Origin of the sequence: Pseudolysinimonas kribbensis (assembly GCF_030161895.1) — a bacterium.
Lineage (GTDB): Bacteria > Actinomycetota > Actinomycetes > Actinomycetales > Microbacteriaceae > Pseudolysinimonas > Pseudolysinimonas kribbensis.
This window is the reverse complement of the sequence record NZ_BSVB01000001.1, coordinates 2356286-2371493: the sequence shown is the minus strand read 5'-3', so window position 1 is coordinate 2371493 and position 15208 is coordinate 2356286. Positions and strand designations below refer to the sequence as shown.

General features: G+C 69.8%; 19 protein-coding genes and 1 pseudogene. 16 read left to right on the top strand and 4 right to left on the bottom strand.

All coding sequences use genetic code 11. The features are described 5' to 3' along the window. Window positions 1–27: 27 nt before the first annotated feature. The 14 genes from QQK35_RS13090 (at window position 28) to QQK35_RS13030 (ending at window position 11780) form a co-directional block, all read left to right on the top strand. Complete coding sequence (locus QQK35_RS13090; RefSeq protein WP_284254559.1) at window positions 28–930, top strand: cupin domain-containing protein; 903 nt, start codon at window positions 28–30, stop codon at window positions 928–930. Window positions 931–938: 8 nt separating this feature from the next. Next, the gene (locus QQK35_RS13085) at window positions 939–2111 is read left to right on the top strand and encodes an MFS transporter (protein ID WP_284254558.1); all 1173 of its coding nucleotides are present in this window, start codon (window positions 939–941) and stop codon (window positions 2109–2111) included. A 114-nt stretch (window positions 2112–2225) separates the two neighbouring features. Next, the gene (locus QQK35_RS13080) at window positions 2226–2681 is read left to right on the top strand and encodes an ABC transporter permease subunit (RefSeq protein WP_284254557.1); all 456 of its coding nucleotides are present in this window, start codon (window positions 2226–2228) and stop codon (window positions 2679–2681) included. Next, entirely contained in the window at window positions 2663–3091 is a 429-nt protein-coding gene (locus QQK35_RS13075) for a branched-chain amino acid ABC transporter permease (protein ID WP_284254556.1), read from the top strand. The genes QQK35_RS13080 and QQK35_RS13075 overlap by 19 nt, the downstream gene beginning before the upstream one ends. Before the next feature lie 97 nt (window positions 3092–3188). Then, on the top strand, window positions 3189–4187 hold the full coding sequence (locus tag QQK35_RS13070; RefSeq protein ID WP_284254555.1) for a branched-chain amino acid ABC transporter permease: 999 nt from the start codon (window positions 3189–3191) through the stop codon (window positions 4185–4187). An 11-nt stretch (window positions 4188–4198) separates the two neighbouring features. Beyond that, window positions 4199–5509 carry an ABC transporter substrate-binding protein gene (locus QQK35_RS13065; protein WP_284254554.1) on the top strand — a complete coding sequence of 437 codons (1311 nt, stop codon included), beginning with the start codon at window positions 4199–4201 and terminating at the stop codon, window positions 5507–5509. Then, window positions 5509–6237, top strand: coding sequence for an ABC transporter ATP-binding protein (locus QQK35_RS13060; RefSeq protein WP_284254553.1), 729 nt, complete (start codon window positions 5509–5511; stop codon window positions 6235–6237). The genes QQK35_RS13065 and QQK35_RS13060 overlap by 1 nt, the downstream gene beginning before the upstream one ends. Next, window positions 6177–6314: an ABC transporter ATP-binding protein C-terminal domain-containing protein gene (locus QQK35_RS20520; protein WP_431311811.1), complete on the top strand. Its 138-nt coding sequence runs from the start codon at window positions 6177–6179 to the stop codon at window positions 6312–6314. The genes QQK35_RS13060 and QQK35_RS20520 overlap by 61 nt, the downstream gene beginning before the upstream one ends. Continuing rightward, on the top strand, window positions 6311–6931 hold the full coding sequence (locus QQK35_RS13055; protein WP_284254552.1) for an ABC transporter ATP-binding protein: 621 nt from the start codon (window positions 6311–6313) through the stop codon (window positions 6929–6931). The genes QQK35_RS20520 and QQK35_RS13055 overlap by 4 nt, the downstream gene beginning before the upstream one ends. A gap of 90 nt (window positions 6932–7021) precedes the next feature. Continuing rightward, window positions 7022–8665: an amidohydrolase gene (locus QQK35_RS13050; protein ID WP_284254551.1), complete on the top strand. Its 1644-nt coding sequence runs from the start codon at window positions 7022–7024 to the stop codon at window positions 8663–8665. Beyond that, entirely contained in the window at window positions 8662–9132 is a 471-nt protein-coding gene (locus tag QQK35_RS13045) for a RidA family protein (RefSeq protein ID WP_284254550.1), read from the top strand. Before QQK35_RS13050 ends, QQK35_RS13045 begins: the two co-directional genes overlap by 4 nt. Window positions 9133–9211: 79 nt before the next feature. Next, complete coding sequence (locus QQK35_RS13040; RefSeq protein ID WP_284254549.1) at window positions 9212–10153, top strand: NAD(P)-dependent oxidoreductase; 942 nt, start codon at window positions 9212–9214, stop codon at window positions 10151–10153. Continuing rightward, entirely contained in the window at window positions 10153–11484 is a 1332-nt protein-coding gene (locus tag QQK35_RS13035) for a M24 family metallopeptidase (protein ID WP_284254548.1), read from the top strand. Before QQK35_RS13040 ends, QQK35_RS13035 begins: the two co-directional genes overlap by 1 nt. A gap of 131 nt (window positions 11485–11615) precedes the next feature. Then, complete coding sequence (locus QQK35_RS13030) at window positions 11616–11780, top strand: hypothetical protein (protein WP_284254547.1); 165 nt, start codon at window positions 11616–11618, stop codon at window positions 11778–11780. A 97-nt stretch (window positions 11781–11877) separates the two neighbouring features. On the opposite strand, the gene QQK35_RS13025 is transcribed toward QQK35_RS13030, so the two are convergent. Together QQK35_RS13025 and QQK35_RS19835 are read right to left on the bottom strand one after the other, a co-directional pair. Then, entirely contained in the window at window positions 11878–12462 is a 585-nt protein-coding gene (locus tag QQK35_RS13025) for an amidohydrolase family protein (RefSeq protein WP_348535011.1), read from the bottom strand. A 29-nt stretch (window positions 12463–12491) separates the two neighbouring features. Next, window positions 12492–13109 (bottom strand): annotated as a pseudogene (locus QQK35_RS19835) (amidohydrolase family protein); the annotation flags it as partial. A gap of 330 nt (window positions 13110–13439) precedes the next feature. Between QQK35_RS19835 and QQK35_RS13015 the strand changes: the two are divergent. Both QQK35_RS13015 and QQK35_RS13010 read left to right on the top strand, forming a co-directional pair. Then, window positions 13440–13895 (top strand): SDR family NAD(P)-dependent oxidoreductase, encoded by a 456-nt coding sequence (locus tag QQK35_RS13015; protein WP_284254544.1) that lies wholly within the window; start codon window positions 13440–13442, stop codon window positions 13893–13895. Then, entirely contained in the window at window positions 13820–14146 is a 327-nt protein-coding gene (locus QQK35_RS13010; protein ID WP_431311810.1) for an SDR family oxidoreductase, read from the top strand. Before QQK35_RS13015 ends, QQK35_RS13010 begins: the two co-directional genes overlap by 76 nt. A gap of 21 nt (window positions 14147–14167) precedes the next feature. On the opposite strand, the gene QQK35_RS13005 is transcribed toward QQK35_RS13010, so the two are convergent. Together QQK35_RS13005 and QQK35_RS13000 are read right to left on the bottom strand one after the other, a co-directional pair. Beyond that, window positions 14168–14947, bottom strand: a complete 780-nt coding sequence (locus QQK35_RS13005) for an AraC-like ligand-binding domain-containing protein (protein WP_284254542.1) — start codon at window positions 14945–14947, stop codon at window positions 14168–14170. Beyond that, complete coding sequence (locus QQK35_RS13000; RefSeq protein ID WP_284254541.1) at window positions 14944–15108, bottom strand: hypothetical protein; 165 nt, start codon at window positions 15106–15108, stop codon at window positions 14944–14946. Before QQK35_RS13000 ends, QQK35_RS13005 begins: the two co-directional genes overlap by 4 nt. Between the last annotated feature and the right edge of the window lie 100 nt (window positions 15109–15208).

Sequence of the window (15208 nt, the reverse complement as noted above, 5' to 3'; positions counted from 1 at the left end):
TGCAACCGTTTGCAGAAACGAGAGCTCATGCCCACGTCCGTTGTCCGCCGGGCTGCCGATGCCGACTACCGCGATCCCGGCGACCTGATCCCGGGCGCCCGGGGCATCACCCGCTGGCGGCTCGTGGGCGAACCGGACGGTGCCGCGCACTCGGACGTCGGCCTGATGCGCATCGACGCCGACGCGGGCAGCGCGACCCACGTGCACTCGTTCGAGTACAGCTTCCACGTGATCGAGGGCGAGACGGTGCTCGCGACCCCGGAAGCCACGGTGCGCCTTGCCCGCGGGGACTACGGCGTGGTGCCGATCGGCGTGCCGCATCGCTGGTCTGGGTCCGGCTCCTCGCCCGCCCTGATCGCCGACCTCATCACTCCGCCGGCACGCGCCGGGCACGACCAGGACACCTTCGTCGTGCCCGAGCTGCCGACCGTGGAGGCCGTCCCGGTCGATCCGCGCGACCCGCGCACGAGGTCGTTCGGCAGCGTCGTCCCGGAACAGCTCGACCCGGCGCGCCAGTCCCAGGAGCTTCTTGCCGTCTCGGCGAGCATGCGCACCGCACTGCTGGTCTACAGCGGTATCTCGCTCAAGATGATGGTCGACTCGGACCTCGGCGCGACCCTGGGCACGATGTTCATGGTGCAGTACGCACCGGACGGCAGGGCGGGCGCCCACGACCACCCGCTGGAGGAGGCGTACCTCGTGCTCGAGGGCGAGGTGCTCGCCACCTTCGACGGCGAGGAGGTGCTGCTGGGCCCGGGCGACTTCGCCTGGGCCGGAGTCGGATGCGTGCACTCCTTCGCCGCGACCGGCGCGGCGGTGCGCTGGCTCGAGACGCAGGCCCCGCAGATGCCGCCCCGGTACGCCTACCGCTTCGCACGCGACTGGGACTACCTGCGTGACGCGGCGGCCGCCGACGGGCTCCGCAGCTGACGAGCCGGATGCCGGCTGCCGCAGGCGCGCGCCGCCCGGGCGCCACGGCCGTGCTCCCCTTCGCGATCTTCTGGTCGACCGTCGACCGGGCCCTGGCGCTCCCGATGGTGCCGACCATCGCGGGCGACTTCCACGCCGACGTCGTCACCACCGGCTGGGCCATCACGGGGTACGCACTCGCGTATTCGGCGTTTCAGTTGCTCTGGGGGCCCCTGCAGACGCGCTGGGGGCGGGTGCGGGTGCTGTGGATCTCGGCCGCGATCGGCACGGTCGCGGGCCTGGCGAGTGCGCTGGCTCCGACCCTCCCGCTGTTCATCGCGGCCCGCATCCTGTCCGGCGGATCCTGGGCAGCGACGTTCTCCGCCGTGCTCGTCTACTTCGGCGACACGCTTCCCGCCCCGCGCCGTCCGGGCGCCATGTCGAACCTCGCCACCGCGACCGCACTCGGCCTCGGTCTGGGCACGCTCGGCGCGGCTGCGGTGGCCGAGTGGTTCTCCTGGCGGTGGGTCTTCGTCGGTTTCGCCCTCGTCGGCGCGGCGCTCACGATCGTGCTGGCCCGGCTCCCCGAGCCGGTCCACGGTCACGACGAGCGGCTCGTGCCGCAGCTGGGCAGGATCATCCGCAGCCGGTGGATGCTCGTCCTCTACCTGATCACCGTCCTCGAGGGCACCCTGCTCATCGGGATCTACAACTTCCTGCCGCAGGCGCTGCAGCAGACCGGCGAGGGCATCTTCGTCTCGGGGCTGGTGACCGCGGCGTTCGGTGTGACCGTCGTGATCGTGAGCCAGGCGATGAAGCTCGTTCTCAACCGAGTGAGACCGTGGATGCTCATGCTCTCGGGCGGCTGCTTCGCCGTCGCCGCCTTCATCGTGCTCGCGATCTCGATCACCCCCGGGTCGGTGCTCGCGGGCGCCGCGCTCATGGGCGTCGCGTGGGCGCTCGCGCACACGACCCTGCAGTCGTGGATGACGGACGCCGCGACACCGGCCCGCGCCATGGGCCTGACCTTCTTCTCGATCTCGCTCATGCTCGGGGGCGCGATCGGCGCCGCGCTGGGCCAGGCCGCCGTGGATCGTCACGCCTTCCCGCTCCTGTTCGCGGCCTCGATCGCCGGCGCGGCGGGGTTCGCCGTCGCCGGCGCGATCGGACGGGCGCGCTATCGATCTGTTGAGTCCCGCTGAACCTCATGCCACTATTGATCACCTCTACTGCACGTTGACATTTCTACAATCGATTGCAATGCTGGAGTCGCCCACCCAGACACATCCCCAATGGCGCGGAAGGCTCTCACAGACGTGTTCGATCCGGTGTTCATCGCGCAGCAGGCGCTGAACGGGCTCAGCGAGGCCGCGGTGTTCTTCCTGCTCGCCAGCGGACTGACGCTCGTCTTCGGGCTCATGCGCATCGTGAACATGGCGCACGGCGCCTTCTACATCGTCGGCGCGTACGTGGGCGTGGTGATCTCGGCCCTCACCGGCAACCTGCTGGTCGCCCTCATCGCCGCCGCCGCGACCGTCGCCGTCCTGGCTCTCATCGTGGAGCTGGGTCTCCTCCGCTGGGTGCGCGGCCAGGAGCTGCCCGAGGTGCTCCTGACGATCGGCGTCGCCTTCGTCATCAGCGACGTCTGCCTGTGGATCTTCGGCGGCAACCCCGAGAACCTCTCGAGCACGGCCATGCCATCGGGGGCTTCCCGATCGGATCCGCGTCGTTCCCCTGGTTCAAGGTGCTCGTCATGGGCGTCGCCGTCGTGATCGGCGTCGCCCTCGCGATCGTGCAGAACAAGACCCGCATCGGCGCGATCGTGCGTGCCGGTGTCGACGACCGCGAAATCATCTCGGCGATGGGCATCAACATTCGGTGGGTCTTCACCGGCATGTTCGTCGTCGGCGCCGCGCTCGCCGCCGTGGGCGGTGTGCTCGGGTCGGGCACCGAGAGCATCCTCCCGACCGGGGGCAACGAGGTGCTGCTCAAGGCGCTCGTCGTGATCATCGTCGGCGGACTGGGCAGCGTCTCCGGCGCCGCCGTCGGCGCCGTGCTGATCGGGCTGATCGACGTGTTCGCCAAGGTGTGGATCCCCGAACTGTCGTACTTCACGATCTTCCTGCCCATGGCCCTCGTCCTCGTCATCAGGCCCACCGGACTCTTCGGGAAGAAGGCATGAGCAACCCGCTGACCCGCGCCACCCCGGTCGTCCGCTCGGCCACCGGGCTGATCCCGACGCTCTCCCCCGCCCCGCCGGCGGGCGGGCGATGCGTGCCGTGCAACTGCTGCTGCTCGCCCTCGTCGTGGTGTTCTTCGTCGCGCTGCCCTACCTCGGGGTGTCCCGGTTCCAGGTCGGCGAGACGACGACGATCCTGATCGCCGCCATGACGGCCGCGAGCGTCAACTTCCTCGTCGGTCAGGCGGGGCTCGCCTCGCTCGGGCACGCCGCGATCGCGGGTGCCGCGGGGTACGCCGTCGCGTGGTCCTTCAAGCAGGGTTGGGATCCGGCGCTCTCGGTGCTGCTGGCGATCGTCCTGACGCTCGTCGTCTCGTTCGTCTACGGCATCCTGACGATGCGCACGTCGGGCATCTACTTCCTCATGGTGACGCTCGCGATCGGGATGCTGATCTACGGCCTGGCCTTCCGCTGGTCGAGCGTCACGGGCGGCGACAACGGCATCCTGCTGCAGCGCCCCGAGTGGATCAGCGCGCGCGAGAACTGGTGGGTCTTCTACTACTTCGTGCTCGCCGTGCTCGTCGTCGCGACACTGGTTCTCTGGGTGGTCTCGAGGTCGCCATTCGGCGCGAGCCTGCGCGGCATCCGCGACAACGAGAGCCGGATGCGCAGCCTCGGCTACTCGGTCGCCGCGTACAAGGTGGCCGCGGTCATGATCTCGGGCTTCATCGCCGGTGTCTCGGGCATCCTCGGCGCCTGGAACACCCAGTCGGTCAGCCCCGACAGCGTGAACGTCAGCGGATCGATCCTGCTGATCGTCATGGTGATCCTCGGCGGGGTCGGCACCCTGCTCGGCCCGCTCGTGGGCGCCGCGATCGTCATCATCGTGCAGTTCACCGTCTCGAGCTACATCGACCGCTGGCAGACCCTGCTGGGCCTGGTGTTCATCATCGTGATCCTGCTGGCCCGCGCGGGTCTCGTCGGCAGCATCGCGAAGCTCGTCAACCGAATCCTGCGCCGCCGCCGCCCTCCCGGGCACTCCGGCGACGGTGTCCCGGAGGCCGACGCACCCGCGTCGGTCGGCAATCACCCTGCATGAAAGGAAACAGCATGATGTCGACGAAGATGTCAGCTCGCGGTCGCCTCGCGGCGCTCGCGGGTCTCGGCGTCGCCGCCGCCCTCGCACTCGCGGCCTGCGCCCCTCCCGGCGCATCGAACGATTCCGATTCGGGCTCCAAGAAAGACACCGGCACCCTCAAGGTCGGCTTCATCTCCCCCACGAGCGGCACGTTCGCGATCGCGGGGCAGCAGATGGAGGACGGCTGGAAGTTCTACTGGGACCAGGCCAAGAACAAGGCCGGCGGCGTCAAGATCGCGACCACGTACGAGGACGACGCGGGCGACGTGAACCAGTCGCTGTCGAAGGCCAAGAAGCTGGTCGAGCAGGACGGCGTCGACATCGTCGTCGGCCCGCTCATCGCGAACACCGCCTCCGCGGTGGCGGCGTACACGTTCAGCCAGGGCATCCCGAACCTCGAACCGGTGGCGGCGTCGAACAACCTCACGCTCAGCGGCGCCAACGACCTCACCGTCCGCACCAGCTCGATGGGCGGCACGCAGGCGAACTACGCCGGCGGAGAGTGGGCGGCGACGAAGGGTGACGCCAAGACGGCCGTCACCGTCTGCTCCGACTACTCCTTCGGCTGGGAGTCCTGCGCCGGATTCACGCAGGGCTTCAAGGACGCGGGCGGCGAGATCGTCAAGCAGATCTGGGCCCCGAACGGCACGACCGACTTCGCGTCGTACGTCTCCCAGGTGCTCGCGTTGAAGGCCGACGTGATCTACGTGGCGACGGCGGGCGGTGCCCCGGGACCGGCGTTCATCAACGCCTACCTCGGTGCCGGCGGCGACCTCGACAAGCTGCTGCTCAACTGCTGCGCCGCGGATCAGGGCACCCTGGTGTCGCTGGACAAGTCGGGCAACGGTGACAAGATCGTCGGGCTCAAGTCGATCAGCTACTGGGCCGAGGGCGCGAAGAACAAGGCGACCCAGGACTTCGTGAAGGAGTACACGGAGGCGACCGGCACCATCCCCGGCGCCTACATCGCCGGCGGGTACATGACCGCTTCGCTGCTCGACCGGGTGCTCAAGGACAAGGGCCTCGTGACCGGACCCGACCTCGTGTCGAGCATCACGTCGTTCAAGTTCGAGGACAGCATCTTCGGCAAGGTCTCGTGGGAGAAGGGCAACAACATGGTCGGCCCGGTCTACGTCCGCGAGGTGAAGCGTCACGATGACGGCAAGCTGTACAACGACGTCATCGCCGAGAACGACAACGTCTCGCAGTTCCTGGGCAAGGACCCGCAGAAGGTCATCGACCAGGACAAGAGCAAGCCGTACACCAACTCCTTCCAGGGCTGATGGCGGCTGATACGACGACGGCGACGGCTCCGGACCCGCGAGGGTCCGGGGCCGGCGCCCCCGTGCTCGTCATCGACGAGGTCGGCAAGCGGTACGGCGGCGTGCAGGCCGTCGACGGCATCTCCCTCACCCTGCACGCCGGCGAGCGGATCGGGGTCATCGGCCCGAACGGCGCCGGAAAGACCACGCTGTTCAAGATGATCGCCGGCGACGTGATCCCGACCTCGGGGTCCATCCAGCTGTTCGCGAAGGACGTGACGCGGATCGGCGCCGCACGCCGGGCCCGGATGGGCGTCGGCCGCACCTTCCAGATCTCCAATCTCTTCCGCGACATGACGGTGCTCGACAACGTCCGGGTCGCGGCCCGCGGCGGCTCCGCGAAGGCGCGGGTCTTCTGGTGGCCGCAGCGCGCGAACGACGCCGTGAGCAACCGCGCGATCGACGCCCTGGCCCAGGTCGGCCTGCACGGGCGTCGCGACGACATCGTCTCCGATCTCTCCCACGGCGAGCAGCGTCAGCTGGAGATCGCCATGGCGCTCGTCGGCGAGCCCCAGATCCTCCTCCTGGACGAACCGGCCGCCGGCCTCTCCGCGGTCGAGCGGGTCACGCTGAAGCAGCTGATCGAGGAGCTCCCCGCACCCTGCCGATCCTGCTCATCGAGCACGACATGTCGCTCGCCCTCGGCCTCACCGACCGCGTCATGTGCATGGAGAACGGACGGCACGTAGTCACCGGCACCCCCGACGAGGTCCGGAGCAACGAGACCGTCAAGGAGATCTACCTGGGAAGGCGGGACAAGCGATGACCCTCGACGTCACCGGCCTGCATGCCGGCTACGCGGGCGCCCGGGTGCTGCACGGCGTCGATCTGACGGTGGCCGGTGACGAGACCGTGGCGCTGCTCGGCCGCAACGGCATGGGCAAGACGACGCTCGTGCGCACGATCTGCGGTCTGCGTCCGCCGGTCGTCACCGCGGGGACGATCTCCTACGACGGAGCCGACATCACCAAGCGATCCAGCTTCCAGATCAACCGGGCGGGCATCGCGATCGTGCCCCAGGGGCGACGCGTGTTCGGGTCGCTCACCGTGGTCGAGAACCTCACCGCGGTCCGCAAGCGGACCTCGACCACCGGCGAGCCGTGGACGCTCGAGAGCGTCTTCGACTTCTTCCCGCGCCTGGCCGAGCGCCAGCGCTCCTACGCCAAGTCGCTCTCCGGCGGCGAGCAGCAGATGCTCGCGATCGGGCGCGCCCTCATGACCAACCCGTCGCTGCTGGTGATGGACGAGCCGAGCGAGGGGCTCGCCCCGAGCGTGCTCGACGTCATCCAGGACCGGATCGCGGCCTGCGGGGCACGGGCCTGTCGGTGCTCATCGCCGAGCAGAACGTCGACCTGGCACTCGAGATGGCGGACCGCATCGTGATCATCGAGGACGGCGAGGTGCCCTGGACCGGCTCCCCCGCCGAGTTGCGCGACGACACGGTGCGCCTCGAGCAGTACCTCGGCGTCTGACGTGACCGGACCGGCTGTCGACCTGCTGCTGCGCGGCGGGCGGATCACGACCCTCGCCCAGGCGGGTGACGGCCCCGCCGAGGTGCAGTCGCTCGCGATCTCCGGGGGCCGGGTGCTCGCGACCGGTTCGGATGCCGACCTCGCGTCGTACGCCCCGCACGCGACCCGGGTCGTCGACCTCGACGGACGGCGGGTGCTTCCGGGTCTGGTCGACTCGCACATCCACGCGATGCGCGCCGGCGCCGGCTGGTCGGTCTCGGTGCGCTGGGACGACGTGCGCAGCATCGGCGAGGGTCTCGACATGATCCGGGCGCGTGCCGCGCAGCTGCCGGACGGGGCCTGGATCCCGGTGATCGGCGGGTGGAGTCGGCGACAGCTCGCCGAGCGCCGCCTGCCCACGTCGCAGGAGCTCACGGCCGCGGCGCCCCGGCATCCGGTCTACGTGCAGGAGACCTACGACGTCGGCATCCTGAACACGGCCGGTCTCGCCGCGTGCGGCTGGTCGGACGCGGGCACCGCGGACCCGGCGCGCGGCCGGCTCGAGCGCGGCACCGACGGCGCACCCACCGGCGTGCTGTACGGCACGGGGGCCTTCGCGGTACCGACCGGCCTCGCCCTCGCGGTCGATCACGACCAGGCGGTCGTCGGCACGCGCGCGATGGCGCAGGAGTTCGCGAGCCACGGGCTCACCGGCGTGAACGACGGCGGCGGCCTGCTGGTACGCCCGTCCGACTACGACGCCCTCTTCGACCTCTGGCGCTCCGGCGACCTCCCGCTGCGCTTCCGGCTCTTCATCTCGGCCTGGACCCGCGGTGGGGAGCTCGCCGACTTCTCGGCCTACACCGAGCACCAGCAGCACGACTTCGGCGACGACGTGCTCGCCGTCTCGGGGGTGGGCGAGGTGGTGCACCTCGGATGCCACGACCTCGAGGGCTTGGACGAGGTCCAGGTCGATGACGCGGCGGTCGCCGAACTGCGGGAGATCAGTCGGCTGTGTGCGCAGCGCGGTTGGCGCATGTCGATGCACGCCGTGCTCGACGAGACCGTCGGCCGCGTGCTCGACGCGTGGGAAGAGGTCGAGGCGGAGACCGGCGGCATCCGCGGGCGGCGGTGGTCGATCGTGCACGCCGACGCGGCGAGCCCCGCCAACCTCGACCGGATCGCGGCCCTCGGCCTCGGTGTGCTCGTGCAGAACCGGCACGTGCTCAAGGGCGGCGACTACGTCGAACGGTGGGGTGAGCGGGCCGCCGCCGACGCGCAGCCGGTCGCGGACCTGCGAGCGCGCGGGATCCCGATCGGGGCCGGCAGCGACGCGACGCGCGCGAACTGGTTCTCGCCGTGGGCCTCGATCGCCTGGTTCGTCACCGGCCGGTCCGTCGACGGCGCGGGCGTGCGGGCCGCGCGGCACCTGATGAGCCGTGACGAGGCGCTTCGGGCGTACAGCGCCGACGCCGTGTGGTTCACCGGCGACGACGATCACCGCGGCCGGCTGCTGCCGGGCTTCGACGCGGACCTCATGGTGCCCACCGACGACCCGTTCTCGTGCGCGGACGACGACCTCGCCGGCATCCGCAGCGAGCTCACCATCATGGGCGGCCGCATCACGTGGTCGGCCGGCCGGCTGACGGAAGGAACATCGGCATGACCTCCATCCCCGAACCCCGGAAGGTGGCCAGCGGCGCCTCCGAGATCCTGCACCACGAGGGCTACGACGAGGCCATCCGCAGCCCCTTCGTGCCGGCGATCCGCACCGTCTCGAACGCGCGCCTGGTCTTCATCAGCGGCGTCACGGGCGCGCCGGTGTATCACGACCATCCGCACGTCGCGTCGGTCATCGACGCCGTGCCGGCCGACATCGACGGCCAGGTGCAGATCCTCTTCGACAATCTCGATCACGCGCTGCGCGCCGCCGGGGCGCAGCGCTCCGACGTCGTGGGGCTCACCCGGTTCTTCACGAACATCGACGAGGACCAGGATGTCGTGAACCGCGTGCAGGGCGAGTGGTTCGGCGGGCACATCCCGACGAGCACGACCGTGCAGATCACCCGCCTCGCGACCGATCCCCGACTGCGTCTGGAGATCCAGGCCGTCGCCGCGGTGCCCGCCGACTGAACGTGGCCGATCGGCCGGCCGCTCGGCACGCCCGCCGATACAACCGATTGCATAGAATCCCGGAAGGATGACACACCACATGACCGACAGCTCCCTGCCCACCATCGGCTGGATCGGCGCGGGCCGGATGGGCCTGCAGCTCGCCCAGCGCCTGCTCCGCGCCGGCTACGACGTCGCGGTCTACAACCGCACGAAGGCGAAGGCCGAGCCGCTGGCCGCGTCCGGGGCCACGATCGTCGACCACCCGATCGATCTGGCCGGGCGCGACATCGTCTTCAGCATGGTGTCGACCGGCGCCGACCTCGAACAGGTCATGCTCGGCGAGCGCGGACTGCTCACCGACCCGGCGACCACGCCGCGGATCATCGGCGACTCCTCGACCGTCGACACCGAGACCAGCAAGCGCGTCCGCGCGGCGGCCGAGGAACGCGGGGTCGGCTTCCTGGCGACCCCGGTCTCGGGCAATCCGAAGGTCATCGCCGCGGGCAAGCTGACGGTGGCCGTCTCGGGACCGCGCGCGGTGTTCGAAGAGGTGGAACCCGTGCTGCAGACCTGGGGCCGCGGCGTCACCTACGTCGGCGAGGGCGAACTCGCCCGCATCGTGAAGATCGCGCACAACGTGATGCTCGGCGTCGTCATCCAGAACCTCATCGAGATCACGCTGCTGGCCGAGAAGGCGGGCGTGAGGCGCAGCGACTTCCTGAGCTTCTTCAACGACTCCGTCATGGGATCCGCGTTCACCCGGTACAAGTCGCCGGCGCTGGTCAACCTCGACTTCGCGGCGACCTTCACCAACGTCCTGCTCTGCAAGGACCTCGACCTCGGCCTCGCCGCCGCGCACGACCTCGGCGTCGTGATGCCGGTCACCTCGGCGACCCGCCAGGTCGTCGCGAGCGAGGTCGGCGACGGCAACACGGAGCAGGACTTCTCCTCGCTCATCATGACGTGGGCCAAGCACTCGGGCATGTCGATCGAGTCGGAGAACGTGCCGGTCGACGACGGACTCGCCCCGGAGGAATGATGAGCCCCGACCACGGAACCGGCGCCGAGCACGGCCACCGGTACAAGCCCAGCCGGCTCTTCGAGCGACCATCGCAGCGACCCGCCGGCATCCGGCCGCTCGGCGCGCCGGGACAGGCCGGCGTCGACTACGAGCACCGCGTCGACTTCGACCGGCTCCGGCGCTATCGCCTCGACCGCGCGAAGGCGGCGCTGGAGGCGAGCGAGTGCGGGGCCTTCCTGCTCTTCGACTTCTACAACATCCGGTACACGACGCAGACCTGGATCGGCGGGGCGCTCGGCGACAAGATGATCCGCTACGCGCTGCTGATGCGCGGCCAGGACCCGATCCTGTGGGACTTCGGGTCGGCGGTGAAGCACCACAAGCTCTACTCCGACTGGGTGCCGGAGGAGAACTACCGGGCGGGCTTCCTCGGCTTCAAGGGCGCGGTGGACCCGACCGGGGGCTCCGATCTGATGGTCGACGCCGTCGCCGAGATCAAGTCGCTGCTGGGCGCGAACGGCCTCGCCGACGCCCCCGTCGGCCTGGATCTCGTCGAGCCGACGTTCCTGTTCGAGATGCAGCGCCAGGGTCTCCGGGTCGCGGACGCGCAGCAATCGATGCTCGACGCGCGGGTCATCAAGAACCAGGACGAGATCATGCTGCTCAACCAGGCCGCCGCGATGGTCGACGGCGTCTATCAGGACATCGTCGACGCGCTGCGACCCGGGGTGCGCGAGAACGAGATCGTGGCGCTGGCCAACGCACGCCTGTACGAGTACGGCAGCGATCAGGTGGAGGCCGTCAACTCGATCTCGGGCGAGCGCTGCAACCCGCACCCGCACAACTTCACCGACCGCATCATCCGGCCCGGCGATCAGGCGTTCTTCGACATCATCCACTCGTTCAACGGTTACCGCACCTGCTACTACCGCACCTTCGGGGTCGGCTGGGCGACGGAGTCGCAGCGCGACGCCTACAAGCAGGCGCGGGAGTGGATGGATGCCGCGCTCGACGCGATCCGGCCGGGTGTCGGGTCCGACCAGGTCGCGAGCGTGCTGCCGCGTGCCGAGGAGTTCGGGTTCGACAGCGAGCTCGCCGCCTTCGGTCTGCAGTTCGCGCACGGCCTGGGTCTCGGCCTGCACGAGCGACCGATCATCTCGCGGCTCAACTCGCTGAAGGACCCGGTCGAGATCCGGCCGGGCATGGTGTTCGCGATGGAGACCTACTGTCCCGCCTCGGACGGGATGTCGGCGGCGCGGATCGAGGAGGAGGTCGTGGTGACCGAGTACGGCACCGAGATCCTGACGCGGTTCCCGGCACAGGAGCTCGTCATCGCGAACGAGTACTGATGCCTGCAGCCGCGCTCCCGGCGTCGATGGCCGCGGCTGTGGATGGATGGCGACTACCTCTCAGCACGAAAGTGGACTGCAGCCACGGAGTAGGGCCGGCCTAGGGTTCGAGGATCAACCCGGGAGCAAGGGTGAACGTCGAGACGGTTCCGACTTCCTGCGCCACCACGGGCCCCTGCCACGACACGGGAACCTTTCCCGATCTGAGCTGGCTCGCCGTGCCGGGGCTGATCCTCGCCGTGATCGTCATCGGCATCATCGTGTACTTCGCCATCAAGGGCAGTCGCGGCCTGTAGCGCATCCGAGCGACGCCAACCGGAGTACCCTCGGGCGACCTGACGGTGCCCGGGGGCCGGAGCCGGCGTCGTCTGCCGGCCCCGCTTCCGGCGCCGCCTACTTCTTGTACTGGTAGGGGTTGTAGAGCACCTCGGCCTCGGGGATCTCCGGGAACTGCCCCGAGATCCAGTCGTCGCCCACCTCGCGCTCGAGGTACGCGACCGTGCTCTCGAGCTTCGCCTTGACGCCCTTCAGATCGCCGGCGACGAGCTTGCCCTCGGACTTCACGACCTCGCCGCCGACCAGCACCGTGTGCACGTCACCGCGCTGAGCCTGGTAGACGATCTGGCCGTACGGATTGATGAGCGGCGCCCAGGTGGGCGAGTCGTCGTTCTTCAGGAGCACGACATCCGCCAGCTTGCCCTTCTCGAGCGAGCCGATCTCGTCGTCCTTGCCGATCGCGTGCGCCCCGCCGCGGGTGGCCATGTGCACCACGTCCTCGACGCGCAGCTTGACGTGGGTCACCGTCTCGGCCGGCTCCAGTTGATGCGCGAGGTAGTGCTCGAGGGCGCGATCGGCGTTGACGGTCGCACGCATCTGCGAGAACAGGTCGGCGCTCTCCCAGACGCTCGTGTCGACCGAGAGGAGGTCGGGATGCCGTACTTGCGCAGCTGGTGCAGCGGCGGATAGCCCTGGCCGCAGGTGTCCTCCGACTCGGTGGCGAGCGAGACGTTGCCGCCGGTCGCCGCGATCTTCTGGTACGACTCCGCGGAGAGCGAGGCGGCGTGCACGTAGGTGAAGCCCTCCTCCATCACCCCCGCGTCGTAGGCGTTCTTGATGCCCCAGTCGTTGGTGGCACCCCACACGCCGGCGTGGGTGGTGACCCGCAGCCCCAGCTCCTTGGCGGCCCGATACGCCGCGAGCTCGGGGAAGTTCTCGTCCTGGTCGGAGACGTCGAACGCGATCTGGGTGCCGTACATCCGGGCGTCGTCACGCGACGCCTCGAGGATCTTGCGCACCTCGGGGTCCGCGGTCCACTCCCAGGGCGCGGCGTGGATGTTGCCGTAGGCGAAGACGTATCGTCCCGGCGAGGTCGCGAGCGCCTCGTACGCCGCCCAGCCGTGCTCGGGCGTGCGCAGACCATGCGACCAGTCCACGCTCGTGGTCGTGCCCGACTCGATGGCGTCGAGCGCGGAGATCAGGTTGCCGGCGACGTAGTCCTCGGGCCGGAAGAGCTTGCCGTACTGCAGGTAGTACCAGACGAAGTACTGGGTGAGCGTCCAGTCGGCCCCGTAGGCGCGCATCGCGGTCTGCCACATGTGGCGGTGGGTGTCGACCATGCCGGGCATGACGATGCCGCCGGATGCGTCGATCTCGTGGGTGCCGTCGGGCACGGTCAACGCGGTGCCGACCTCGGCGATCCGGCCGTCGACGACGAGCACGTCGCCGCCCGGCACGATGGTGTGCGCGTCGTCCATCGTCAGCACGATGCCGCCTCGGAATACGACGGGTCGGCCAGCCTGGGGAACGGTCATGGGGTGCTCATCCTCCTTGATTCGCGGTCGGCTCCGGGGCCGCGCGCCATCGCGCGGCGTGACTTTCCCCGATCGGGTCGACTGTGCTTTAGTTAAGCAACACTGAACACAGGTGTCCAGTACAACTTCCGGAAGAGACGGACCATGAGCGACCGGACCATCATCGTCGTCGGCGGAACGAGCGGCATCGGCCTCGAGATCGCGAAGGACGTGATCGCCCACGGCGACCGGGTCATCATCACCGGTCGCGACCGGACGCGCACCGAGGAGATCGCCGCGGGCATCGGGCCCGGCGCGAGCGGGATCGCCCTCGACATCTCCGAGCCCGAGACGATCGCCGAAGCCCTCCGACCGGTGGGAGCGGTGCACGGTCTCGTGCTCGCGGCGATCGAGCGCGACGCGAACAGCGCCCGCGACTACTCGATCGAGCGCGCACGACGGCTCGTGGTGCTCAAGCTCGTCGGCTACACCGAGACGATCCACACGCTGCTCGACCGGCTCGACCCTCGAACGCGACCGGCATCGTGCTGTTCGGCGGCCGGGCGAAGGACCTGCCCTACCCGGGCTCGACGACGGTGTCGACGATCAACGGCGGCGTGATGGGCCTCACCCACACGCTCGCGCTCGAGCTGGCGCCGATGCGCGTCAACGCCATCCATCCCGGCATCATCGGCGACAGTCCGTTCTGGGCCGGCAAACCCGCCGGGGTGCTCGAGGGCTACGAGAACCACACCCCGGGCGGCAAGCTCGCGACGATGCAGGATGTCGTCGAGACGACGCGCTTCCTCCTGGACAACAGGGGGATCTCCGGCCAGCACCTCTACGTCGACCGCGGCAGCGCCCTGATCTGACCGATCCCGCGGGCTCGCCCGCTACTCGGCGCCGAAGCGCGAGCGGTAGGTCGCGGGCGGCTCGCCGAAGCCGGTGCGGAACGCGCGGCCGAACTGCGTCGCCGTGCGGAACCCCCAGCGGACGCCGATCCTCGCCACCGGCACCTCGGCATCCGCCACGTCGATGAGGTCGGCACGGCAGCGCTCCAGGCGGCGCCGGAGGATCGCACCGGCGATCGTCAGCCCCGCGTCGTGGAAGATGCCGTGGGCACGGCGCAGCGACATGTAGTGCGCAGCGGCGATCACCCCGGGCGACAGCTCGGGGTCCGCGAGGTGGCGATCGACGTAGCGGAGCATGCGCTCCAGGTCGGTCTCGTCGGCGGGACGGGCCGGCCGCCTGCCCAGCGTCGTGAGGAAGATCGTGGTCAGGAGATCCGCCGTGTTGTGGGCCGCCAGGCTCCTGGCCCTCCCCGGGATGCGGTCCCAGGCCCGGTCGACGGTGGCGAGCAGCGCTCCGAAGGCGGGGGTGAGGCCGTCGTCGGGGGCGAACCGGATGGCGGTGAGCTCGCTCATCGCCGAACGGGAGACGCCGACGAGCTGATGCGGCAGGCGTACGCAGAGGCTCCGGTAGCCGTCGCTGCTGGCGACCGACGCGGGGACCGTCGAGTCGAACAGCGTGACGTCGCCGGGTCGCACGGTCGCGGTGCGCGATCCCTGCGAGAACTCGCCGACGCCGTCGACCTGCAGGCAGACGAGGAAGTCCGCGCGCTCATCGGAGGCGATGCTCTCGGCGCTTCGATGCGAGACGTGCCGATCGGTCACCATGGCGATGAAATCGATGCCCCCGCGCGTCGGACGCGGAAGCTGCCGTGGAAGCCCCGGTCGCCGTGCGACTCGACGGCGAAGCGCATGAAGGAGCGCTCGAGCGCCGCGTTCCAGCCCGGCGCGTCGTCCGCCGTCTCGACGACGTCGACCTCGTTCACGGCACCCTCCGACCGGGGCGGCCGTGCGGGGCGCGCGCCGCCGCGATCCTGCGCGCTGCGAACAGACGCGTGCACGCTGCGCCGATGCGTGCGGGCGCGG

Coding starts and splice junctions, on each gene's coding strand:
- QQK35_RS13060 (WP_284254553.1), top strand. CDS start 5,509: ATGGCGGCTGATACGACGACGGCGACGGCTCCGGACCCGCGAGGGTCC.
- QQK35_RS13065 (WP_284254554.1), top strand. CDS start 4,199: ATGATGTCGACGAAGATGTCAGCTCGCGGTCGCCTCGCGGCGCTCGCG.
- QQK35_RS13090 (WP_284254559.1), top strand. CDS start 28: ATGCCCACGTCCGTTGTCCGCCGGGCTGCCGATGCCGACTACCGCGAT.
- QQK35_RS13040 (WP_284254549.1), top strand. CDS start 9,212: ATGACCGACAGCTCCCTGCCCACCATCGGCTGGATCGGCGCGGGCCGG.
- QQK35_RS13035 (WP_284254548.1), top strand. CDS start 10,153: ATGAGCCCCGACCACGGAACCGGCGCCGAGCACGGCCACCGGTACAAG.
- QQK35_RS13015 (WP_284254544.1), top strand. CDS start 13,440: ATGAGCGACCGGACCATCATCGTCGTCGGCGGAACGAGCGGCATCGGC.
- QQK35_RS13075 (WP_284254556.1), top strand. CDS start 2,663: ATGGGCGTCGCCGTCGTGATCGGCGTCGCCCTCGCGATCGTGCAGAAC.
- QQK35_RS13085 (WP_284254558.1), top strand. CDS start 939: ATGCCGGCTGCCGCAGGCGCGCGCCGCCCGGGCGCCACGGCCGTGCTC.
- QQK35_RS13055 (WP_284254552.1), top strand. CDS start 6,311: ATGACCCTCGACGTCACCGGCCTGCATGCCGGCTACGCGGGCGCCCGG.
- QQK35_RS13045 (WP_284254550.1), top strand. CDS start 8,662: ATGACCTCCATCCCCGAACCCCGGAAGGTGGCCAGCGGCGCCTCCGAG.
- QQK35_RS20520 (WP_431311811.1), top strand. CDS start 6,177: ATGTCGCTCGCCCTCGGCCTCACCGACCGCGTCATGTGCATGGAGAAC.